Genomic DNA, 22,148 nt, shown 5'->3' on the forward strand with positions numbered 1-22,148 from the left:
AGGCTCCGGATTCAACCACCACCGCAGGTCAGGTCCGGGGCGCTGCCTCGGGGGTGAAACCGGGCCACGCGTCGGCGCCGAGCGCGTCCTGGCGGCGCGGCCGGTGCGTGGAACCGGTGCTGTCCCCGCCGGACGGGTCCGGCGGCAGCGGAACGGCGTCGACTGTCATTTGGAATGCGGAGAAATCTGGAAAAATCACGCGATTCTGCAATTTCTGCCTCCGGAAGCTGGCGGCCCGCCCCATCGGGCCGGGATCAGTTTATCCACCAAGTTGATTTAGCGGAAGACCCCTCGCCCCGGACAGCGGCGGCCTACAGCGTCCGGATCATCCGGGTGTTGCCCAACGTGTTCGGCTTGACCCGCGCCAGGTCCAGGAATTCGGCGACACCTTCGTCATGCGAGCGCAACAGTTCCGAGTACACCACCGGGTCCACCGCCGTCTGGTCCGCCATCACGTCGAAGCCGTGCTTCTTGAAGAACTCCACCTCGAAGGTCAGGCAGAACACCCGGGAGATGCCCAGCGCCCTCGCGTCCTCGAGCAGGCGCTCCACCAGCAGGTGCCCCACACCCTTGCCGCGCCAGGCGTCCGAGGTGGCCAGGGTGCGCACCTCGGCCAGGTCCTCCCACATCACGTGCAGCGCCCCGCAGCCGATCACCTCGCCGTCGGCCGCTTCGGCGATCCGGAACTCCTGGAGGCTTTCATAGTAGGCCACGGTTTCCTTGGCCATGAGGATCCGCTGGTCGGCCAGGGGCGCCACGAGGGTCTTGATGGCGGCGACGTCGGACGTGCGGGCAGGGCGGATGCGGATCGTCTCAGTCACAGCCCAATCCTACGGCGCGGGCCCGGCGGCGCTCCTTCGGCCGGCCCCGCGCGGATCAGAGGCCGAGCTCGTCCGGGACGGGGAGGTCTTTGTCCAGCAGGTGCCTGGCGAGGAAGTGCTCGACGACGCCGTACCAGACCTTGGCGTGCTGCGGCTGCAGGATCCAGTGGTTCTCGTCCGGGAAGTAGAGGAAGCGGTGGTCGGTCTCACCGTTTTCGTCGGCCGCCAGTGCGGACTTGGAGAGCAGTTCGTACCAGAGCCGCAGCCCCTCGCCGATCGGCACCCGGTAGTCCTTGTCGCCGTGGATAACCAGCATGGGGGTGCGGATGTTCTCCACGTGCAGGTGCGGGGAGTTCTCCGCGGCCATCTCTGCCGTCATCTCCTTGAGCCAGTACTGCGCGGAGTCCGTCGTCGGGCCGAACTGGTCCAGGGCCCAGAGGCTGGCGTGGGTGACGATCGCCTTGAACCGGTCCGTGTGGCCCGCGACCCAGTTGGCCATGTAGCCGCCGAAGGAGCCGCCCATGGCCGCAGTGCGCGTCTCGTCGATGTCCGGGCGGCGCACCACGGCGTCGGTGATCGCCATCAGGTCCTGGAAGGGCGCGTTGCCCCACTCGCCCCAGCCGCGCTGGATGTGCTCCTGTCCGTACCCGGTCGAAAGCGCCGGGTCCGGGAGCAGCACCGCGTACCCCCTGGCCACGAGCAGCCACGGATTCCAGCGCCAAGTCCAGGCATTCCACGAGCCCAGCGGGCCGCCGTGGATCCAGAGCAGCAGCGGCGCCGGGTTGCCGGCCGAGGCGCCCTCGGGCATCGCCAGGTATCCGGGCACCCGGTCGCCGCCCGCCGAGGTCGCCTCCACCCGCTCGAGCACGCCGCGGTAGGCGGGACGTTCGGCGGGGGCGGGAAGGCGGGTGACGTCGCCGCTGGACAGGTCGATCCGCACGGCTTCCGCCGGGAATTCGTAGGAGCTCCGCAGCGCAAAGGCACTGCGGCCGTCCGGGGCGACGGCGACGTCGGTGTAGGCGGCTCTGTCGCGCGTCAGCCGGACCGGCTCAGCGTCCCGGCCGGTGGGGCCGGTCACGGCGATCCGGAACACCGGGGAGGCCCCGTCCTCGTCAGCGGTCACGAGCACGGCCGAGCCGTCCGGCAGCCAGGCCGCGGGCCGGGCCCAGCGGTCCCAGCCGGAGGCGAGCGGCACCAGGCCGGCACCGTCGGAGTCCGAGTCGGAGTCAGACTCGGCGCCGTCGCCCGAGACGTCCAGGAGGTGCAGCGCGACCCGGGGAGCCTGCTCCGGGGTGGTGTCGGTCTCGCTGAGCACCACCAGGGTGCGGCCGTTGGGGCTGACCGGGCCCGGGAAGTAGCTCATGCCCTCGGTGTCGAGCAGGACCCGCCGGGTGCCGCTGGCGACGTCGACGGCCACCAGCACGGTGCGGGAGTCGGCATTGGCGAGCGGTTTGGTGAAGCTGCTGAAGAGGGTCTTGCCGTCCGGGCTGGCGACCATGTCGGCCTCGCGCAGCCCGTTTCCGGCGTCGGGGGTCAGGTTGCGCAGGCGGACCGGCGGGGCGGCGTCGACCGTGGCCGGTTTGCCCGGCTCCGGCTCTGGGCCGGGTTCGACGGCGAACAGCCGGGGCTGCGCTGGCCCCAGGTCCGCGTCCCAGTAGCGCACCGGATAGCCGCTGTGCAGGATCGCGGCCACCTTGTTGTCCTGGCGCGCCTTGCGGCGGTCCTCGTCGTTGTCCTCGTCCGTGGAGCCGGCGAGCACGGATGCCGTCACGAACAGGGCATCGGCGTCCCTGGCGGCCAGGAGCCCGCTGACGCCGCCGGCGCGGGAGAGCGCCACGCGGGCCTCGCCGCCGTCGGCCGGCAGGACCCACAGTGCGTTGACCGGCTCGGTGTCCGGGTTTTCGGGATCCGGGCGGGCGGAGGTGAAGTAGAGCTTGCCGTCGGCGGCGAACACGGCCCCGGCCTCGCCCTTGGCGCTGCGGGTGATCCGCCGGGCCTGCTTGTTGCCCTCCGGATCCAGTTCCCACAGCGCGGTGCGGTATTCGGTGCCCTTGTCGTTGAGGGTGGCCACGGTGGTGACGAGCCGTTTGCCGTCGGGGCTCAGGGCCAGGCCGCTGACCTTCGGGATGGCGAGGTAGTGGTCCAGGTCGTGGAACGGGGTTTCGGGGTGTTCGCCCAGGGTGCGGGGATCGGTAGAAGCCATGCCCCTGATTCAACACCCCCTGTGCCGCGGATCACACCCCGTTCACTCTGAGTGAAACACTGCTTTCAGATCTCTTTATCCGGAAAACACGGCGGACGTCCAGAGTCAGTTGGCATGATGGGTCCATGAATCCTGAAACGCCCCTCCCCCGACGCTCCCTTCTGCTCGGTGCCGGCGCCCTGGGCGGCGGCGCCCTGGCCCTCTCCGCCTGCGCCGGCCCCGGCACCGGCACCGCGGCCTCCACTGCGGCGGCGGAGCCCGCGGTACCGGCCGGCACCGCCGTCAGGGTCGGCAAGCTCAGCGACGTCTCGGTGGGCGGCACGGCCACCGGGAAGGTGAACGGCAAGACGGTGGTGATCTTCCGGCCGGATGAGAAGACCGTCCTGGCGTACGACGCGACCTGCACCCATGCCGGCTGCCCGGTGGCGCCTGCCGGGGCGGACTTCGCCTGCCCCTGCCATGGTTCCTCGTTCAAGGGCGCCGACGGCAGCGTGGTCAATGGTCCTGCCCGCTCGCCGCTGGCCAGGCTGACGGCCGCGCTCGACGGCGAATGGATCACCGTCAGCGCCTGACGCCCCGCCACAGTGTGAGCGCAGCAAAAAACCCCGGCCGCCTCCTTGAGGGAAGCGGCCGGGGCCTTTCTTTGGCGTTGTACCTGCCTGGCGCCTAGACGCTCGGAGCGATCTCCGGGATGCGCGGCTTGGCGTTGCCGGCGAAGGTGAACTTCGCGTTGTCGCCTTCGCCCTCCACATCCACCACCACGATGTCGCCGGAGTGCAGTTCGCCGAAGAGGATCTTTTCGGAGAGCTGGTCCTCGATCTCGCGCTGGATGGTGCGGCGCAGCGGCCGGGCGCCCATCGCGGGGTCGTAGCCGCGGGTCGCCAGGAGCACCTTGGCCGCGGGCGTGAGCTCGATGCCCATGTCCTTGTCCTTGAGTCGCTTCTCGAGGCGGGTGACGAACAGGTCGACGATCTCGATGATCTCGTCCTGGGTCAGCTGCGGGAACACCACAACGTCGTCAACACGGTTCAGGAACTCGGGGCGGAAGTGCTGCTTGAGCTCCTCCGTGACCCGGGCGCGCATCCGGTTGTAGCCGGTCTGCGTGTCCGTGCCCGACTGGAAGCCGGTGGCAACGCTCTTGGAGATGTCCCGGGTGCCGAGGTTCGTGGTCATGATGATCACGGTGTTCTTGAAGTCCACCACGCGGCCCTGGGAGTCGGTCAGGCGGCCGTCTTCCAGGATCTGCAGCAGCGAGTTGAAGAGGTCGGCGTGGGCCTTCTCCACCTCGTCGAACAGGACCACGGAGAATGGACGACGGCGGACCTTCTCGGTCAGCTGGCCGCCCTCCTCGTAGCCCACGTAGCCCGGAGGGGCACCGAAGAGCCGCGAGACGGTGTGCTTCTCCGAGTACTCGGACATGTCCAGGGTGATCAGCGCGTCTTCCTCGCCGAAGAGGAACTCCGCGAGGGCCTTGGCCAGCTCGGTCTTGCCGACGCCGGTGGGGCCGGCGAAGATGAACGAGCCGCCCGGACGCTTCGGGTCCTTCAGGCCTGCGCGGGTGCGGCGGATCGCCTGGGACAGGGCCTTGATGGCCTCGTTCTGGCCGACCACACGCTTGTGCAGTTCGTCTTCCATCTTCAGCAGGCGCGAGGACTCTTCCTCGGTGAGCTTGAAGACCGGGATGCCGGTGGAGTTCGCCAGCACCTCGGCGATGAGATCCTCATCCACCTCGGAGATGTCGTCCATGCCGCCGGTCTTCCACTGGCGTTCCTTCTCGGCGCGTTCGGCAATGAGCTTCTGCTCCTTGTCGCGCAGCGAGGCGGCGCCTTCGAAGTCCTGCGCGTCGATCGCGGATTCCTTCTCCAGCTTCATGGCCGAGATCTTCTCGTCCATGACCTTGAGTTCCGGCGGGGCGGTCATCCGACGGATGCGCAGCCGGGCGCCGGCCTCGTCGATCAGGTCGATCGCCTTGTCCGGCAGGAAGCGGTCCGAGATGTAGCGTTCGGAGAGGCTGGCCGCCGAGGCGAGGGCGCCGTCGGTGATGGTGACGCGGTGGTGCGCCTCGTAGCGGTCACGCAGGCCCTTCAGGATCTCGATCGCGTCGGCGACGGAGGGTTCCTTGACCTGGATCGGCTGGAAGCGGCGCTCCAGCGCGGCGTCCTTTTCGATGTGCTTGCGGTACTCGTCCAGCGTGGTGGCGCCGATGGTCTGGAGCTCGCCGCGGGCCAGCATGGGCTTCAGGATCGAGGCCGCGTCGATGGCACCCTCGGCCGCGCCGGCACCCACCAGGGTGTGGATCTCGTCGATGAAGAGGATGATGTCGCCGCGGGTGCGGATTTCCTTGAGGACCTTCTTCAGGCGCTCTTCGAAGTCACCGCGGTAGCGGGAGCCGGCCACGAGGGACCCGAGGTCCAGCGTGTACAGCTGCTTGTCCTTGATGGTCTCCGGCACGTCGCCGCGCACGATCGCCTGGGCCAGGCCCTCGACGACGGCGGTCTTGCCGACGCCGGGCTCACCGATCAGCACCGGGTTGTTCTTGGTGCGGCGGGAAAGGACCTGCATAACGCGTTCCATTTCCTGCTCGCGGCCGATCACGGGGTCCAGCTTGTTTTCCCGCGCGGCCTGGGTCAGGTTCCGGCCGAACTGGTCGAGGACGACCGAGCCGGCGGGGGTGCCTTCGGCCTGGCCGGGGCCAACGCCTGCACCGGTGGTTTCCTTGCCCTGGTAGCCGGAGAGCAGCTGGATGACCTGCTGACGGACCCGGTTCAGGTCCGCTCCGAGCTTGACCAGCACCTGGGCAGCCACACCTTCACCCTCGCGGATGAGGCCGAGCAGGATGTGCTCGGTGCCGATGTAGTTGTGGCCCAGCTGCAGGGCCTCGCGCAGCGAGAGCTCCAGCACCTTCTTGGCGCGCGGGGTGAAAGGGATGTGGCCGGACGGGGCCTGCTGGCCCTGGCCGATGATCTCCTGTACCTGCTCGCGCACTCCGTCGAGCGAGATGCTCAGGGATTCGAGGGCTTTGGCGGCAACACCTTCACCCTCATGGATCAGGCCCAAGAGGATGTGTTCGGTGCCGATGTAATTGTGGTTCAGCATGCGTGCCTCTTCTTGGGCAAGCACAACTACGCGACGGGCACGGTCCGTAAATCGCTCAAACATTTCGCCACACTCCTAGCTACGACGTACTTTGATGCTACGTGGCGGAGTTCGAGATTTGTGGCTTGTTCGCCACGGGGGAAACCGGGGCGGGCCGGTGGCGTCACATCCGTGGACGAAGGCGGCCGCCCGGTGCCCGCACTCGGGCCCGGGAGTGGCTGCGCTCCCGCCCGGTTACTGCGGCCGAAACCCGCACGGCACGGCGTGTCCCCGGCTAATGGCGGCATTCCCAGCCGGTAACCGGGCGGGAACGCGACGGCGCCGCCACTACCGGACGGCGCACATGACAAAGCCCCCGCCGGAAGGCAGGGGCTTTGTCACTGGAAAATGCACCGGCACGCCGGGTGCGGGCCGAGTACGGGCGCGGCCGGAAGCTAGGAATTCGCCTTTTGGTACGCTTCCTGAATTTCAGCCTGGATACGGCCGCGACTGTTTACCGCATAGCCGTTGTCCCGGGCCCACTGCCGGATCTGCGCCGAGTCCTGATTGCGGCCGCTGGTTACTTTAGTCCGGGTTGCCCGGCCGCTTGATGTTTTACGTGCATGGCCTACGTACCGCTCAAGTGCCGAGCGGAGTTCAGACGCATTGCCGGACGACAGGTCAATTTCATAACTGACGCCGTCCAGGCCAAACCGGACAGTTTCGTCCGCGGATCCCCCATCCAGATCATCAACGAGGATGATTTTAACTTTCTGTGCCATAAAGACTCTCTTTTCAAAAGGACGAGTATTTAGAAAAGCAGGATGTATCTGTAAAAAGTATCTATCCTTTTATGGCCGCGAGTCAAAGCGGAAAAGCCCGTCCAAAGAAAATCCACAGGAAGGAATAACTGCCGGTTTTAGCGCTGTTCGGGGGAATGCCCGTTTTCCGGAGCGGGATTCTGTTCCTGCCCGCGGGCCGCCGCCTCCGCCTGGGCGCGCGCTTCAGCCTGGCGTTCGGACTTGTCTGCGTTGAAGATCGACTTCATGGCGAACCAGAAAATGAGTCCAACCACAACGGATGGGAGCAGGACGGCAATGTACTCCATGCTCAGTGGCCCTCGGGCTTGAGCAGCGGGAAGAGGATGGTCTCGCGGATGCCGGCGCCGGTGAAGAGCATGACCAGCCGGTCGATGCCGAGGCCGATCCCGCCCATCGGCGGGGCGCCGTATTCGAGCGCGCGGAGGAAGTCCTCGTCCAGCTGCATCGCTTCGACGTCGCCGGCGGCGGACCGGCGGGACTGCTCGGTGAGCCGGTCGCGCTGGATGACCGGGTCAATCAGCTCGGAGAATGCGGTGCCGCGCTCCATCCCGCCGATGATCAGGTCCCAGGCCTCGATCAGCCGGTTGTCTTCGCGGTGGTGGCGCGCCAGCGGCTGCGCGGAGGGCGGGTAGTCGTAGACGAAGGTGGGGTTGAGCAGCGTGGGTTCGACCAGCTCGCCGAAGAGCTCGACCACAAGCTTCTCGGCGTCCCAGCCGGCGTCGACCTTGACCTCGTGCTTGGCGGCGAGGGCCAGCAGTTCCGCGACGGGGGTCTCCGGGGTGATGTCCTGGCCCACGAAGTCGGAGAGGCCCGGGTACACGGCCATCCAGGCCCAGTCGCCGTCGAGGTTGATCTCGCCGGCCTCGGTCTGCAGCACGCGGCCCACACCGGCGGCGTCGGCGGCGTCGAGGATGATTTCCTTGATCCGGTCGGCCATCACGAACTGGTCGGCCCAGGCTTCGTAGGACTCCAGGGTGGTGAACTCGGGGCTGTGCGTGGAGTCGACGCCCTCGTTGCGGAACACGCGGCCCATGTCGTAAACCCGGTCGATTCCGCCGACGACGGTGCGCTTGAGATACAGCTCGGTGGCGATGCGCAGCGTCATCTTCTGGTCGAAGGCGTTCATGTGCGTCTCGAACGGGCGGGCGGTTGCCCCACCGTGCACCAGCTGGAGCATGGGGGTCTCGACCTCGACGTAGCCCTGGCGGTGCAGGGTTTCGCGGATGGAGCGGGTGATCGCGGCCCGGGTGTAGACCATTTCGCGGGCCTCGTCGCGGACAATGAGGTCCACGTAGCGCTGGCGGACGCGGGTTTCCTCGTTGAGTTCAGCGTGCAGCACCGGCAGCGGCCGCAGCGCCTTGGACGCCATCGACCAGGACTCGGCCATCACGGAGAGCTCGCCGCGGCGCGAGGAGATGACCTCGCCCTTGATGAAAACGTGGTCGCCGAGGTCCACGAGGGACTTCCAGTCCGCGAGCGCCTCCTCGCCGATGTTGGCCAGGCTGAGCATGACCTGCAGCCGGACGGCCTTGCCATCCACACCGCCCTCCTGCAGGGTGGCGAAGCACAACTTGCCGGTGTTGCGGATGAAGACGATGCGGCCGGTCACGCCGACGACGTCGCCGGTGGTCTCGTCGGCCACGAGGTGGGCGTACTTTTCGCGGATCTCAGTCAGCGAATGCGTCCGCTCGACCCCCACCGGATATGCCTCGATGCCGCGTTCGATCAACTTGGCGCGCTTCTCCATACGGACCAGGGTCTGTTCGCTGGCGTCGGAGTGCTCGTTCGGGTCAGGGGTGTTTTGGGAAGTCACAATCCCTAAGTTTACCGGGCATTCGGGACCGGCCGGTGCGGGAGGGGCGGGAATAGACCGGGAATACACTCACAGCTATGGAGACGTGGACGATTCGGACCGACGACGGCGAGGGGCACCTCGAGCTGAACACGTTCAGGCCCGCGCCGGGAGCGCGATCGGAAGCGCCGTCGGAAGCCGCGCCGGACCCGGCGGCAGGGGCCGGCGTCGTCGTGGTGCACGGGACCTTGATCACCGCCGCCCTGTACCGCCCGTTCGCCCGGAGCCTCGCGCGGCTGCTGGGCCGCCCGGTGCACTGCTACAACCGGCGCGGCCGGGCCGGGTCCTCGCCGCAGCCCGCGGACTACTCGGCGGCGACCGAGGTGGCCGACCTGGCTGCGGTGCTGCGCGGGACGGGCTCCACGGACGTCTTCGCGCACAGCTACGGCGGGTTCGTGGCGCTGCAGGCGGCCCGCAGTGTGCCGATCCGGCGCCTGGTGACGTACGACGCCGCCGTGTCGCTCGCCGGGAACCTCGCTAGCCGCTGGCGGCCCGAACTGGAGCGTTCGGTGGCGGCCGGCGAGCTGGACGCGGCGTGGGCGCACCTGGTCCAGGGGCTGGAGACCGCGGGCCCGGTGTCGAAACTGCCGCTCGGCGCCCTGCGTATGCTCAGTATCCTCTCGGCCCGGACCACCGTCGGCGCTCAGATGCGGGAGCTGCTGCCCACGGCCGTCGCGGAAATGCGCGCCGTGCTGGCCGCCGACGCAGAGCTCGCCGACTTCGCCGCCGTCACCACACCCACGCTGATGCTCACCGGCGGCTGGAGCCCGGACTACTTCGCCGAAACCGGGCGGCAGCTCGCGGCAGCAGTCCCGTCGATCGAGTTCGCCGTGGTGCCGGGCCAGCTGCATGAAGGTCCAATCCGGCCCGGGAACCGCCGGCTGTCCCTGATGGCGGCCAGGTTCCTGCTCGGCTCCGGCACTCCGGCGCGGCTGGGATTCCGGCGCCGGCTGCGGCTGGGCCGCTGAGGTCTGGCACTAGAATCGGGGGCGACCTATGTCGAAAGGAACCCCTTGGCCAAGCTCTACTTCCGTTACGGCGCGATGAACTCCGGCAAGTCGACGGGCCTGCTGCAGGCCGCGTTCAACTACGAGGAGCGGGGCCAAAGGGTTGTGCTCGCCAAGCCGGACGTCGACACCAAGGGCGACGCCGACGTCGTGTCCCGGCTGGGGATGACGCGCTCGGTGGATTTCCTGGTCCCCGCCGGGGCCTCCGTCCGGGAACTGTTTTCCGCGCACGCCCACGGCGACGACCCGGACGCCCTGCTCCAGCACGTGGACACGCCGCCGGTGGCCTGCCTGCTGGTGGACGAGGCCCAGTTCCTCGAGCCCGAGCAGGTGGACGACCTCTTCCGCATCGCCGTGCTGGACAACGTCCCCGTGCTCGCCTACGGCATCCGCACCGATTTCCGGACGCGCGCCTTCCCGGGATCGCTCCGGCTCCTGGAGATCGCGCACACCCTGGAGGAGCTCAAGACCATCTGCCGCTGCGGCCGCAAGGCCATCTTCAACACCCGCCGGATCGGCGACGAGGTGGTGTTCGACGGCGACCAGGTGGCGATCGACGGGCAGGACGCCTGGTACGAATCGCTGTGCGGCTCCTGCTATCTCGAAATCTCCGGCGGCAGGCTGGGCTAGCCGGGGCCACCCCTGCTACGCGGAACCGGGCGCCTCGGCTAGGCTCGGAGCATGACCCGCGAGAACATCAGAACCCCCGACGGCGGCACCCTCGAGCTCTTCAGCACGGGCGCGGACCTCGCCTCGGCGGGTTCCGGCGTCGTCGTTGTGCCGGCCTCGATGGTGACGGCCGCTGACTACACCCGTTTTGCCCAGAAGCTCAGCGCCGCCCTGGGCCGGCCGGTCCACACTTTCAACCGGCGCGGCCGCGGTTCGTCCTCGCCGCAGCCGGAGGATTACACGCTGGACGTGGACATCCACGACCTGGATGCCGTGATGAAGCACACCGCGAGCACCGACGTCTTCGGCCACAGCTTCGGCGGCGCGGTGGCGCTGCACGCCGCCCGGACCCTGCCGGTAGAGCGCCTCGCCGTGTACGACCCGGCGGTCTCGGTGAACCACAGCGTCACGGCGGACTGGACCCCCGAGTACGAGCGCCTGACCGCGGCGGGCGACGACGACCGCGCCCTCGCCGTGCTGGTCCGCGGCCTCGAAACCGGCAGCGCCCTGTCCCGGATGCCGCTGTCCATGCTGACGCTGGCGAACAAGCTCACCGCCGGAACGCCCGTTGGCAAGCAGCTGCGGGAGCTCATGCAGACCGGGGTCCGCGAGATCAAGGCGATCATTGCCGCGGACATGCCGGCCGAGCCGTTCCTGGAGCTGCCGCTCGAGACGCTGATCATCGTGGGCGAGAAGAGCCCCGCGTACTTCGGCGTGGCCTGCGGGCAGATCCACGACGTGCTCTCCGGCTCCAGCTACACGATCCTCCCGGGCATGGGCCACGACGGCGTCAACAAGGCGCCGGACAAGCTCATCTCCGAACTCAGCGCGTTCTTCGCAGGCTAAGCCTCTCCGGCCCCGGGCCGGCCGGGTCAGTGGGCCGCGGGGCCGCCGGCGCCCTCCGTCTTGCGCATCAGCACGGACAGCACGACGGCGGCGAGCGCTATCGCGGCCGCTGTCAGGAACGCGGCGTGCATGCCGGCGACGATCCCGGAGCCGGCCGAGACGACCGCAAAGATCGAGACCAGCAGCGCGGTTCCGGCCGCGCCCGCGACCTGCTGCAGCGTGCTCATGATGGCCGAGCCGTGGGAGTACAGGTGCGGCGGCAGCGGGTTAAGCCCGGTGGTGAAGGCAGGGGTAAACAGCAGCGCCAGGCCCAGGCTCAGCGTCACGTGCAGGGCAATGATCCAGGCCACCGGCGTCTGGGCGTCCAGCCCGGAGAACTGCCAGAGCGAGAGCACCATCAGGGCCGAGCCCGTGACGGTCAGGGGAAGCGGGCCGACCTTGTCGAAGAGCCGGCCGATGAACGGGCCAAGCAGGCCCATCGCGAGCCCGCCCGGCAGCAGTGCGAGCCCGGTTTCCAGCGACTTGAGGCCGCGGATTTCCTGCAGGTACAGGGGCAGCAGGATGACGGCGCCGAACAATGCAATCATCGCCACCACGAGGAGCAGCACGGAGACGGTGAACATCCGGAAGTTGAAGGCGCGCAGGTCCAGGAGCGGTTCGTTGGACTTCTGCAGCCGGAGCTGGCGCAGGACAAAGGCCAGCAGGGCCACGACGCCGACGGCGAGCGCCGCCACCGCCGCGGCCGAGGGCCCTCCCTTGCCGCCGCCGATCTGGCTCAGGCCGTAGACGACGCCGCCGAACGCGGGCACCGTCAGCACCACGGAGAGCGCGTCGAGCCGGGTCTTTTCGTTTTCGCCGATGTTCCGCAGGAACCTGGCGCCAATGCCGAACGCCAGCAGGGCGATCGGCAGGACGAAGACGAACATGAACCGCCAGGAGAAGTGCTGCAGGATCAGCCCGGAGACCGTGGGGCCCATAGCCGGCGCCACGGAGATCGCGATGCTCACGTTGCCCATCACGGCGCCGCGGCGTGACACCGGGACCAGAGTGAGGATGGTGGTCATCAGTAGCGGCAGCATGATGGCGGTGCCGCCGGCCTGGATGATCCGGGCCAGCAGCAGGACCTCGAAGCCCGGCGCCAGGGCCGCCAGCAGGGTCCCCCCGGAGAACAGCCCCATGGCCAGCATAAAGACCGCCCTGGTGGAGAGCCGTTGCAGGATGAACCCGGTGGTGGGAATGACCACCGCCATGGTCAGCATAAAACCGGTGGACAGCCACTGCACGGTGGGCGCGTCGACCCGCAGATCCACCATCAGCCGCTGCAGGGCCACGTTCATGATGGTCTCGTTCAGGATCACCACAAAGGTGGCCACCAGCAGGGTCGCGATGATGGTCACGGACTCCCTGGACAGCTTCTCCGGCCCGGCCGCCGGGGTGTCCCCGCGCTGCGACGTCGCCGGGACGGCGTCGTCGGTCCTGGGCGGCGGCGCCACGCTGGCTTGGACGTTGGAAGGGGCATCTGCTGGCATGGGGATTCCCTCAGGGAGTTGAAGTGGATTCGGCGCGCATCGTCGCCACTACGATTTCCAACCAGCCGTTCGCGCCGGTAATTCCCGACACGGCAAAACAACGCCGGGTCACTTACGGCCCATGCTGGACCCATGGACCGGCGCTAGGTGACCCCGCGTTGCTTCTTCGGGAGCGACGCGGGGTCAGGAGTTCAGCGGGACGTTGTCGATCAGCCGCACCGGGCCGACTTTGGCCGCGATCAGCACCAGGCCTTCGCCGCGGAACGGGGTTTCCCGGCAGTTCTCGGCGAGGGGATCGAGGGTGCGCGGATCCACGACGTCGAAATAGTCCAGCGCCACGAGCGGCTGGGACTCCACCAGCGCCCGGGCCGAATCCAGGTCGAGCGGCTCGTGGGCGTTGGCCCGCTCCTCGACCAGCCGCAACGCCCGGGACAGCACAAGGGCGGCCTCACGTTCGGCGGCCGAGAGGAACCGGTTACGGCTGGAGAGCGCCAGCCCGTCCGGGGACCGCACGATCGGCACCGGCACGATCTCCACCGGGAAGTTCAGGTCCGCGACCATCCGCTGGACCAAGGCCAGCTGCTGGGCGTCCTTCTGGCCGAAATAGGCCCGGTAGGCGGCCTGGCCTGCGCCGGGAAGCCCGTAGTGCAGCAGCTTCGCAACCACCGTCAGGGCACCGTCGAAGTGCCCGGGCCGGGACGCACCCTCCCATTTTTCCGCGAGCACGCCGGAGGTGATCCGCACCATCGGTTCCCCGCCGGGGTAGACCTCGTCCACCGACGGTGCGAAGGCCAGGTCGACCCCTTCGGCGTCGAGCAGGGCCAGGTCCGCCTCGAGGGTGCGCGGGTAGCGGTCGAGGTCCACGGCCTCGCCGAACTGCAGCGGGTTGACGAAGATACTGGCCACCACAACGTCGTTCTGCTCGACGGCGGTGCGCGCCAGCCGGGCGTGGCCCTCGTGCAGGGCGCCCATGGTGGGCACCAGCCCCTGCGAGGTGCCGCCCTTTTCGGTGAGCAGGCGTGCGCTCTCCTTGCGGAGCTCCGCCGCCGTGGTTACAATCCGGATGGCCATCTCAGGGTCCTTCCTCGGGATGCGGGCCGTCGGTGCCGGGGCCCTCGAGGGCCTGCCTGATGCCGTCGATTTGCTCCGGCCTGAGCAGCCCGCGGCTGCCGGCACGGCGGGCCGTCGCCCGCGCCATGGCCAGGTACGCGTCCAGAATATCGCCCGAGCCGCCGCCGAGTTCGCGCAGGGCCTCGGTGTGCGCGGCGACCGTCCCCACGTCCCCACGCGCCACGGGCCCGGTCAGCGCGGACTCCCCCGAGGCGAGGGCGTTCTCCAGGCTGGCGCGCAGCAACGGACCCAGCATACGTTCCGGTGACTCGACGCCGACTTCGCGCAGCAGTTCGGACGCCTGCGCCACCAGCGTGACCAGGTGGTTGGAACCGTGCGCCAGGGCAGCGTGGTACAGAGTGCGGTCCGCCTCGGCGATCGCTACCGGTTCGGCGCCCATCTCCACCACGAGGGCCTGCGCGATCGGCAGCATGGCCGGATCCGCCGTCACGCCGAAGCTGCAGTCCAGCAGCCGGGTGAGGTCCAGGCTCATGCCGGTGAACGTCATGGCAGGGTGCAGCGCCAGCGGGATGGCCCCGGCGGCGCGGACTGGATGCAGGATCCCGACGCCGAACCGCCCCGAGGTGTGGGCCACGAGCTGGCCGGGCTGCCAGGCCCCGAGCTTCGCGAGGCCCTCCACGAGGGGGCCGAGGGCGTCGTCCGGGACGGCCAGGAGCACCAATTCGGCGCGCTCCACGATGTCCTGCACCTCAAGGATGGGGACGCCGGGCAGCAGTGTTTCGGCGCGGTCGCGGCTCGCGTCCGACACGGCGGAGACCCCGACGACGGCGTGCTCCGCGGCGCGCAGGGCCGCCCCCAGGACGGCCCCCACCTTGCCGGCTCCAATGATTCCGACGCCGAGGCGTCCTGGCTTAGCCATGCTGCGGCCCTTCCTGTGGTGCGGGTTCGACGGCCTCGGGTTCGACGGCCGCGGGTTCGACGGGTGCGGCCCCGGCGAGCCAGTGTTCGCTGGTCTGCCGTTTCCGCGCCGTCCGGGCGCGGGCCGCCTGCGCGTCCAGCAGGGCCCGGGCCTCGTCCAGCCCGGCCTGGACCAGCCGTGGCGCCACCGGACCGGCGGTGGTGTGCAGGACCAGGTCCGCAACCCGGAAGCGCCGGGCCAGCGGCCCCTGCTGCAGCGCCATCGACTGGGTGCGCTGGTGCGGAACCAGCACGAGCTGGCGCCACCAGCGGCCGGAGCGGATCAGCAGCGCGGTGCCGGTGGCGGCAAAGCCGTTGCGCCGCCAACCCAGCGGGGCCAGCAGGCGCGACCGCCGCGGGGTGGTGACGAAGCCGCTTTCGTCCGCGGCTGCGGAAGCGCCCGCAGCACCGGGGGCGCCGCCGTTGGCCGGGGCGACTCCGTGCAGCCCCGCGGTGAAAACCCGCACGGGTTCCGGGGTCCCGGGATCGGGAAGGACCAGCGACAGCATGGTGAACACCTCCGCCAGGGTCCCGACCGGGAGCAGGGTGGTCCGGGAGGAACCCTCGCCGTTCCTTCCCGCGGCCCCGTAGCCGGCCACGTTGACCTGGATCCGGTACCAGCCGAAGATCCGCCACAGCGGGGGCTGGCTGACACGCAGGGCCTGGATCCGGCCCGGCGGCAGGGTCTGGGCCTGGGTGTCCAGCAGGCCGTAGTGCAGCCGGATCCCGTCGGCGGAAACGGCGGCGGTGAAGTTGTAGCCCTTGTTGAAGGAGTTCCAGTACGCCGCCACGAGGCCCAGGCCGGCAGGGATCAGGTAGAAATAGAAACTGCGATTCTCGGTCACGGCGGAGAGCACCACCGAGGCCACGGCTGCCAGGACAATGAAGACGCTCTGCTCGCTCAGCACCAACGATCCGGCCAGGCGGGGCGGTGGAACGGTCAGCACGGTGTGTTCCGGAGCCTCCACTGCGGCCGGAACGGGCGTCCCGGGCCGCGCCGTCGCGCCGGCGGGTCCTGTCGCGCCGGCGGGACCCGTCGCGCCGGCGGCTCCGGAGGCGCTGGCCAGGATGGCCGCGCGGAGCCGGCGGGCCTCGTCGGCGCGCAGGTAGGCCAGGTGCACCGCGGACTGGCCGGCGTCGGCCACCTCGAACCTGAGCTCCGCGAGCCCGAAGATCCGTGCGAGCAGGGGCTGCACGACGTCGATCGCCTGGACCCGGTCCAGCCTGGCCTGGCGCTGCTGCTTGAACAGGAATCCGGTGTTGACACGGACGTAGCCGTCCGCCACCTGGTAGCGGGTGAAATACCAGCTCAGTACAAAGCCGAGCACGGTCAGCAGCAGCACCGTGCCGCCGCCGAGCAGCAGCCAGGGGGCGCGTCCGGCGAGCCGCTCGTCAAAGACCGGGCCGCCCTGGAGCAGGCGTTCGAAGGAGTCGCGGCCAAAGAAGAAGAAGAGGGCGGCCAGCGCCACCCAGCCCCGGACAAAGGGCGACGCCGGATGCACGCGCTGCCAGCCGTCCCCGGTGGCCGTCACAGTCCGGCCAGCCGGGCCTCGCCGCGGGCGGAGAGCTGTTCACGCAGCCGCGCCCCTTCGGCGGCAGGCAGGCCGGGGATTTCAGCGCTGGTTCCGGCCGAGGCGGTGTGGAGCTTGAGCGTGCACAGGCCGAGGCCGCGTTCCACCGGGCCCGCGCCGATGTCCACGTACTGCATCCGCCCGTAGGGCACCACCAGCACACGCTGGAAAAAGATGCCGCGGCGGATCAGCAGGTCATCCTCGCGTTCGGCGTAGCCGATGGACCGCACCTGGCGCGGGATGAGCAGCAGCCGCCAGAGGGCGAGCAGGAAGGCCGCGGCGGGGACGGCAACGGCGAGCCAAAGCGGGGGCCAGGGCCACGCCCCGTTCAGGACCAGCACAAGCGGCAGGGACAGCACCACGACGGCGATGAGGTTGCCCAGCGCCCAGCCGGCGACCCGCACGGTGACGTACTTCGGTGAGACCCGCAGCCAGGACACGCCCGGCGGGTCAATCGCCTCGGTACGCATATTCGCCCTCCGCCTTCGGTTTGCCGCGCTTGCCCTGCAGCCCCGGGGTCCCGTCGGCGTCGCCGTCCTCGGGCGGAATGCGGCAGAACCGCTCCACCACCAGGCCCACCACAATCATGACGAGGCCGCCGCCGGCCATGACCAGCGTCTGCCAGGTGATGGCCTGCCCGCTGCGCACATTCCACAGCCGGAGCTGGTCCAGGAAGATCCCGGCGTGCCAGCCCAACAGCATGGCGCCGGTGTACGCGCATGCCTGGGCGAGGACCAGGGTCCAGGCGGCCAGGATCGGGTTGAGCATTTTCTTCTTTTTGCCGTTGCGCCAGCGCAGTACCCGGATCCCGAGGACCAGGGTCAGGACCACGATCACGCCCATGGTGACCAGGCCGGTCAGCGGCAACACCGGGGTGGCGAGGCTGTAACGGCCGGCCATCAGGGTGGCGAACCAGCCCGCGGCGGCCAGTCCGACGCCGATCACCAGCAGCACGAGGGGGTTGGTCAGCTTCACGGGGCCCCCACCGCGCCGGCCCCGGCCACGCCGTTGAGGCCCTCGAAGCCGTCGAAAGGCCTGAGGTCTGGGAAATCGGCGGCCCTGGCGGCCAGTTCGCCCACCCGTTCGCCGTTGAGCTCGGCCGCGGGGTCGATCAGGGACCACGGGTACAGCACGAAGGCGCGTTCCGCGGCCCGCGGGTGCGGGAGGGTCAGTTCGGGGTCGGAGCTCACCACGTCACCGTAGGTGATGATGTCGACGTCGAGCGTACGGGGGCCCCAGTGGACCTCGCGCACACGCAGGTGCTTCTGCTCCACCGCGTGGCAGTGCCGCAGCAGTTCCTCCGGGCTCAGCGAGGTTTCCACGGCGATCACCATGTTCAGGAAATCGGGCTGGTGGGCGGGGCCCCCCACGGCCTTCGTCTGCACGATCGGCGAAATGGCCAGCAGCCGCACTTCCGGCGGGTCGACGAGGTCCGCGACCGCGGCGGAAAGCGTGTCGTTGCGGGCCCCCAGGTTGCTGCCGAGGGCGATCACGGCCCGCGTGTAGGCGGCGGGCTGGACATTCATGGCCGGTCCCGGTGCACGCTGACGGACACGTCGCCGAAGTCGACCTCGATCGGGGCCTGCGGCTTGTGCACCGTGATGTCCACCGCCGCCACCGGGAAGCGCTGCAGCACGTCCTCGGCGATCCGCACGGCAAGGGCCTCGATCAGGTTCAGCGGGGCGCCGGTGATCCAGCCGCGGATCACCTCGGCCACCTCGCCGTAATGCGCGGTGTCCAGGACGTCGTCGGACGCCGCGGCCTTGCTGAAGTCCAGGTGCAGCACCGCGTCGACGACGAACGGCTGGCCCTCCCGGCGTTCGAAGTCGAACACCCCGTGGTGCCCGACGGCGGTGACACCGCTCAGCGTGATCCGGTCCATGGCCGGCCGGTCAGCTGTTGCCGGGCGCGGCGGGCACCGGCGACGGGCCGGCGGCCGGGGCGATGCGGGCGGCGACCTTGACGGCGTCGAGGCTGGGGCCGACGTCGTGCACCCGGACGGCCCAGGCGCCACGGTAGGCGCTGATGGCGGTCACGGCGGCGGTGGCGGCATCCCGTTCCTGGGGCGGGGCGGACTTGCCGGCGACGGTCAGCAGGCTGCCGAGGAAGCGTTTGCGGGACGCGGCGACGAGGATCTTGTGCCCCAGCCCCTGGAGCACGTCCAGGCCCCGCAGCAGTTCCCAGTTCTGCGCCTCAGTCTTCGCGAAGCCCAGCCCGGGATCCACGATGATCTGCTCCGGCGTGGCCCCGGCGGCGTACAGCCTGTCCCGGATTCCGGCGAGTTCGGCGGCGACCTCCTTGGCGACATCGCGGTAGTCCGTCAGGGAGTCCATGGTGCCGGCGTCACCGCGGCGGTGCGTGAGGATATAGGGGGCCTTGCTGCGCGCCACGAGCTCAATCATAGCCGGCTCGATCGTGAGGCCGGAGACGTCGTTAATGATCGTGGCCCCGGCGGCCAGCGCCGCCTCGGCGGTGGCCGCGTGGGTGGTGTCGATACTGACCAGGGCGCCGGCCTTGACCAGGGCCTCGATCACGGGCAGCACCCGGCGTTGTTCCTCCTCGACGCTGACTTCGGCGGCGCCGGGGCGGGTGGATTCCCCGCCGACGTCGATGATGTCCGCGCCGGCGTAGTACATCCGCAGGCCGGCGGCGACGGCGGTGTCGGAGGTGGCGTGCTTGCCGCCGTCGCTAAACGAATCCGGGGTGACGTTCAGGATCCCCATCACCAGCGTCCGGTCCGTGGGCAGGTCCTTGAAGCTCGCGGCCGGGCGCGGCTTGCGCAGCACGGGCAGGGGCGAGGTGGCAGGTCCCGTTCCGGGGGCTGCGGCGAGGGAGTCCATAGTGTGGTTTTCTTACCTTCCGAGGATGAGGCTCATGGCTTCGGCGCGGGTGGCCGGGTCATGCAGTTGCCCGCGGACCGCGCTGGTGACGGTCCTCGCGCCGGGCTTGCGGATGCCGCGCATGGACATGCACAGGTGTTCGCATTCGACCACGACGATCGCGCCGCGCGGCTTCAGGTGGGTGGTGAGGGCTTCGACGATCTGGGTGGTCAGCCGCTCCTGCACCTGCGGGCGGCGGGCGAACATGTCCACCAGCCGGGCCAGCTTGCTCAGCCCGGTGACCTTGCCGTCATGCGAGGGGATGTAGCCGACGTGGGCCACCCCGTGGAACGGCACCAGGTGGTGCTCGCAGGTCGAGTAGAACGGGATGTCCTTGACCAGGACCAGTTCCTCATGGTCCAGGTCGAAGGTGGTGGCGAGGATCTCCGCCGGGTCGTGGTGCAGGCCGGCGAACATCTCGGCGTAGGCCTTGGCCACCCGCTTCGGGGTGTCGAGCAGGCCGCTGCGGTCCGGGTCTTCGCCGATGGCGAGCAGGATCTCGCGCACCGCCGCCTGGATCCGCGGGCGGTCCACCTTGCTGCCTGAGTGCCCGTCCACCGCCGCCCCATCCACAGGGAGGGGCGCGGCGGTGGCGGGAACGTCGTCGTCGTCGAAGTAGGAAGTCACAGAAGAAGCCTAGCCGGGATGGCCGTCGGGCCCCAGATCGGTCACGCCGCCCTGGAAGGGCTCCTGTCCAGGGACACCCTGGGCGTGCGGGGGCCGGGTGTCCAGCGGCTCCTCGAGCCGGGCTTCCTTGGCTTCCTCCTGCGCCTCGCGCTCGGCTTTTTCGCGGCGAGACTCCACCGGGCCGACGGCCTGGATCGGCCGGCTTTCCTTGGAGAGCCAGATCTCGCGGAAATCGCGCTTACGGATGTTCGTGAAGACCTGGGCGATCTCGTGCTGGTTCAGCGTTTCGCGTTCCAGCAGCTCCAGCGCCAGCTGGTCCAGGACGTCGCGGTTCTCGGTCAGGATGGCGTAGGCCTCGTCGTGCGCGCCCTCGATCAGGCGGCGCACCTCCTCGTCCACCACGTAGGCGATCTGGTCCGAGTAGTTGCGTTCGTGCCCGGCGTCGCGGCCCAGGAAGGGCTCGCCGCCGCCCTGGCCGAGGCGCACGGCGCCGACGCGCTCACTCATGCCGAATTCGGTGACCATCTTGCGGGCGATCCCGGTGGCCTTCTCGATGTCGTTGGACGCACCGGTGGAGGGGTCGTGGAAGACGAGTTCCTCGGCCACCCGGCCGCCCATGGCATAGGCCATCTGGTCGAGCAGTTCGTTGCGGGTCACGGAGTACTTGTCGTTCTCCGGCACCACCATGGTGTAGCCGAGGGCGCGGCCGCGGGGCAGGATGGTGATCTTGGTGACCGGCGCCGAATTCCGCAGCGCCGCCGCCACCAGGGCGTGTCCACCCTCGTGATAGGCGGTGACCTTGCGCTCGTGTTCCTTCATGACCCGGCTGCGCTTCTGCGGGCCGGCCATAACACGGTCAATGGCCTCGTCGAGGGCGCGGTCATCGATCAGGTTGGCGTTGGACCGGGCCGTGAGCAGGGCGGCCTCGTTGAGGACGTTGGCCAGGTCCGCGCCGGTGTAGCCGGGGGTCTTCTTGGCGACGGCCTTGAGGTCGACGCCGGGAGCCATCGGCTTGCCCTTGGCGTGGACTTTCAGGATCTGGTCGCGGCCGATCAGGTCCGGGGCCTCGACCGAAATCTGCCGGTCGAAGCGGCCCGGCCGGAGCAGGGCGGGGTCGAGCACGTCGGGGCGGTTGGTCGCAGCGATCAGGATGACGTTGGTCTTGACGTCGAAGCCGTCCATTTCAACCAGGAGCTGGTTGAGGGTCTGCTCGCGTTCGTCGTTGCCGCCGCCGATCCCGGCGCCGCGGTGCCGGCCGACGGCGTCGATCTCGTCCACGAAGATGATGGCCGGTGAATTCTGCTTGGCCTGTTCGAACAGGTCGCGGACACGGGAGGCGCCGACGCCGACGAACATTTCCACAAAGTCGGAACCGGAGATGGAGAAGAACGGCACGCCGGCCTCACCGGCGACGGCGCGGGCCAGCAGGGTCTTGCCGGTGCCGGGAGGGCCGTACAGCAGCACGCCCTTGGGGATCTTCGCGCCCACGGCCTGGAACTTGGCCGGTTCCTGGAGGAACTCCTTGATTTCCTGGAGTTCCTCGACGGCTTCGTCGGCACCGGCGACGTCGCTGAAGGTCACCTGGGGCATGTCCTTGTTGACCATTTTGGCCTTGGACTTGCCGAACTGCATGACCTTGGAGCCGCCGCCCTGCATCCGGGAGAGCAGGAACCAGAACAGCACACCCAGCAGCAGCACCGGGACCAGCAGGGAGAACAGGCCGGAGAACCAGTTGGTCTCAACCGGCTGGTCCGTGAAGCCGCTCGGCGGCTTCGAGTCGGTCACGGCCTTGACGACGTCGAGCGCGCGGGCGTTGACGAAGTAGAACTGGACGTTCTTGCCCTTGTCCTGCCCGTCGACCTGCAGATTGTCCTTCAGGACCAGGTCCACGCGGTTCTCGGCGTCGAAGATCTTGGCCTGCTCGACCTTGCCGCCGGCGGTCAGGAGCGCCAGGCCCTTGTCCGTGTCGATGCGGGCCGAGCCGCCCGGGGCCAGCGTGGCAAAGGCCAGCAGGAGCATGCCGATTACAACGACAATCCAGATGCCCGGGCCCTTGAAGAAACTCTTAGCTTTCATCTGATCGGGGGCTGGCCCCGTCCCTCCTGGTAGTGCTGCACGGCGACCGATTTGCGCGCGTGGGTGCTGCGTCAGGTTCTAGCTATACACCGTCGCAGTGACTCACGCACGGTCAAAGCCAAAAGTTCCCTGTCGGCGTAGCGG

22 protein-coding genes are annotated in these 22,148 nt (G+C 69.2%); 4 read left to right on the forward strand and 18 right to left on the reverse strand.

Annotation, left to right across the window (positions count from 1 at the left end; all coding sequences use genetic code 11):
* Window positions 1–28 precede the first annotated feature (28 nt).
* The 3 genes from AC6I9V_RS07715 to AC6I9V_RS07725 form a co-directional block, all read right to left on the reverse strand.
* Window positions 29–169 carry a hypothetical protein gene (locus tag AC6I9V_RS07715; RefSeq protein ID WP_497898956.1) on the reverse strand — a complete coding sequence of 47 codons (141 nt, stop codon included), beginning with the start codon at window positions 167–169 and terminating at the stop codon, window positions 29–31.
* Window positions 170–311: 142 nt separating this feature from the next.
* Window positions 312–821, reverse strand: coding sequence for an amino-acid N-acetyltransferase (locus AC6I9V_RS07720; RefSeq protein ID WP_349413494.1), 510 nt, complete (start codon window positions 819–821; stop codon window positions 312–314).
* A 55-nt stretch (window positions 822–876) separates the two neighbouring features.
* Window positions 877–3,024, reverse strand: coding sequence for a S9 family peptidase (locus AC6I9V_RS07725; RefSeq protein ID WP_497898957.1), 2,148 nt, complete (start codon window positions 3,022–3,024; stop codon window positions 877–879).
* 125 nt (window positions 3,025–3,149) lie between these two features.
* Here AC6I9V_RS07725 and AC6I9V_RS07730 point away from each other — a divergent pair, with 125 nt between their 5' ends.
* Entirely contained in the window at window positions 3,150–3,596 is a 447-nt protein-coding gene (locus AC6I9V_RS07730; RefSeq protein WP_349413496.1) for a QcrA and Rieske domain-containing protein, read from the forward strand.
* 94 nt (window positions 3,597–3,690) lie between these two features.
* Here AC6I9V_RS07730 and AC6I9V_RS07735 read toward each other — a convergent pair whose 3' ends face one another.
* The 4 genes from AC6I9V_RS07735 to lysS form a co-directional block, all read right to left on the reverse strand.
* Complete coding sequence (locus AC6I9V_RS07735) at window positions 3,691–6,183, reverse strand: ATP-dependent Clp protease ATP-binding subunit (protein ID WP_349413498.1); 2,493 nt, start codon at window positions 6,181–6,183, stop codon at window positions 3,691–3,693.
* Window positions 6,184–6,554: 371 nt separating this feature from the next.
* Entirely contained in the window at window positions 6,555–6,881 is a 327-nt protein-coding gene (locus AC6I9V_RS07740; protein ID WP_349413499.1) for a histone-like nucleoid-structuring protein Lsr2, read from the reverse strand.
* A gap of 137 nt (window positions 6,882–7,018) precedes the next feature.
* A complete protein-coding gene (locus tag AC6I9V_RS07745; RefSeq protein WP_349413500.1) occupies window positions 7,019–7,207 on the reverse strand; it encodes a hypothetical protein in 189 nt (62 codons plus the stop codon).
* 2 nt (window positions 7,208–7,209) lie between these two features.
* Window positions 7,210–8,733: a lysine--tRNA ligase gene (lysS, locus tag AC6I9V_RS07750; RefSeq protein ID WP_497898958.1), complete on the reverse strand. Its 1,524-nt coding sequence runs from the start codon at window positions 8,731–8,733 to the stop codon at window positions 7,210–7,212.
* Between the two features lie 77 nt (window positions 8,734–8,810).
* Between lysS and AC6I9V_RS07755 the strand changes: the two genes are divergently transcribed.
* From AC6I9V_RS07755 to AC6I9V_RS07765, 3 genes are read left to right on the forward strand one after another with little or no spacing between them, the layout of a single operon-like run.
* Window positions 8,811–9,740, forward strand: coding sequence for an alpha/beta fold hydrolase (locus AC6I9V_RS07755; RefSeq protein WP_497898959.1), 930 nt, complete (start codon window positions 8,811–8,813; stop codon window positions 9,738–9,740).
* A 45-nt stretch (window positions 9,741–9,785) separates the two neighbouring features.
* Window positions 9,786–10,409: a thymidine kinase gene (locus AC6I9V_RS07760; protein ID WP_349413503.1), complete on the forward strand. Its 624-nt coding sequence runs from the start codon at window positions 9,786–9,788 to the stop codon at window positions 10,407–10,409.
* Window positions 10,410–10,460: 51 nt separating this feature from the next.
* Window positions 10,461–11,294, forward strand: a complete 834-nt coding sequence (locus AC6I9V_RS07765; protein WP_497898960.1) for an alpha/beta fold hydrolase — start codon at window positions 10,461–10,463, stop codon at window positions 11,292–11,294.
* 26 nt (window positions 11,295–11,320) lie between these two features.
* Here AC6I9V_RS07765 and AC6I9V_RS07770 read toward each other — a convergent pair whose 3' ends face one another.
* From AC6I9V_RS07770 to ftsH, 11 genes are all read right to left on the reverse strand, one after another.
* Window positions 11,321–12,823 (reverse strand): MDR family MFS transporter, encoded by a 1,503-nt coding sequence (locus tag AC6I9V_RS07770; RefSeq protein ID WP_497898961.1) that lies wholly within the window; start codon window positions 12,821–12,823, stop codon window positions 11,321–11,323.
* 183 nt (window positions 12,824–13,006) lie between these two features.
* Window positions 13,007–13,894, reverse strand: a complete 888-nt coding sequence (gene panC, locus AC6I9V_RS07775; RefSeq protein ID WP_497898962.1) for a pantoate--beta-alanine ligase — start codon at window positions 13,892–13,894, stop codon at window positions 13,007–13,009.
* Window position 13,895: 1 nt separating this feature from the next.
* Window positions 13,896–14,813 (reverse strand): Rossmann-like and DUF2520 domain-containing protein, encoded by a 918-nt coding sequence (locus AC6I9V_RS07780; protein ID WP_497898963.1) that lies wholly within the window; start codon window positions 14,811–14,813, stop codon window positions 13,896–13,898.
* Window positions 14,806–16,383, reverse strand: a complete 1,578-nt coding sequence (locus AC6I9V_RS07785; RefSeq protein ID WP_497898964.1) for a PH domain-containing protein — start codon at window positions 16,381–16,383, stop codon at window positions 14,806–14,808. Before AC6I9V_RS07785 ends, AC6I9V_RS07780 begins: the two co-directional genes overlap by 8 nt.
* Window positions 16,380–16,892, reverse strand: coding sequence for a PH domain-containing protein (locus AC6I9V_RS07790; RefSeq protein WP_497898965.1), 513 nt, complete (start codon window positions 16,890–16,892; stop codon window positions 16,380–16,382). The genes AC6I9V_RS07785 and AC6I9V_RS07790 overlap by 4 nt, the downstream gene beginning before the upstream one ends.
* Entirely contained in the window at window positions 16,873–17,397 is a 525-nt protein-coding gene (locus AC6I9V_RS07795) for a DUF3180 domain-containing protein (protein ID WP_497898966.1), read from the reverse strand. The genes AC6I9V_RS07790 and AC6I9V_RS07795 overlap by 20 nt, the downstream gene beginning before the upstream one ends.
* A complete protein-coding gene (folK, locus tag AC6I9V_RS07800; RefSeq protein WP_497898967.1) occupies window positions 17,394–17,948 on the reverse strand; it encodes a 2-amino-4-hydroxy-6-hydroxymethyldihydropteridine diphosphokinase in 555 nt (184 codons plus the stop codon). The genes AC6I9V_RS07795 and folK overlap by 4 nt, the downstream gene beginning before the upstream one ends.
* Entirely contained in the window at window positions 17,945–18,304 is a 360-nt protein-coding gene (folB, locus tag AC6I9V_RS07805; RefSeq protein ID WP_497898968.1) for a dihydroneopterin aldolase, read from the reverse strand. Before folB ends, folK begins: the two co-directional genes overlap by 4 nt.
* Before the next feature lie 10 nt (window positions 18,305–18,314).
* Window positions 18,315–19,262, reverse strand: a complete 948-nt coding sequence (folP, locus tag AC6I9V_RS07810) for a dihydropteroate synthase (RefSeq protein WP_497898969.1) — start codon at window positions 19,260–19,262, stop codon at window positions 18,315–18,317.
* Between the two features lie 12 nt (window positions 19,263–19,274).
* Window positions 19,275–19,874, reverse strand: coding sequence for a GTP cyclohydrolase I FolE (gene folE, locus AC6I9V_RS07815; protein ID WP_497900280.1), 600 nt, complete (start codon window positions 19,872–19,874; stop codon window positions 19,275–19,277).
* 63 nt (window positions 19,875–19,937) lie between these two features.
* Window positions 19,938–22,004: an ATP-dependent zinc metalloprotease FtsH gene (ftsH, locus tag AC6I9V_RS07820; protein ID WP_497898970.1), complete on the reverse strand. Its 2,067-nt coding sequence runs from the start codon at window positions 22,002–22,004 to the stop codon at window positions 19,938–19,940.
* Between the last annotated feature and the right edge of the window lie 144 nt (window positions 22,005–22,148).

This window comes from Arthrobacter sp. SlRoot2-15 (assembly GCF_059739345.1).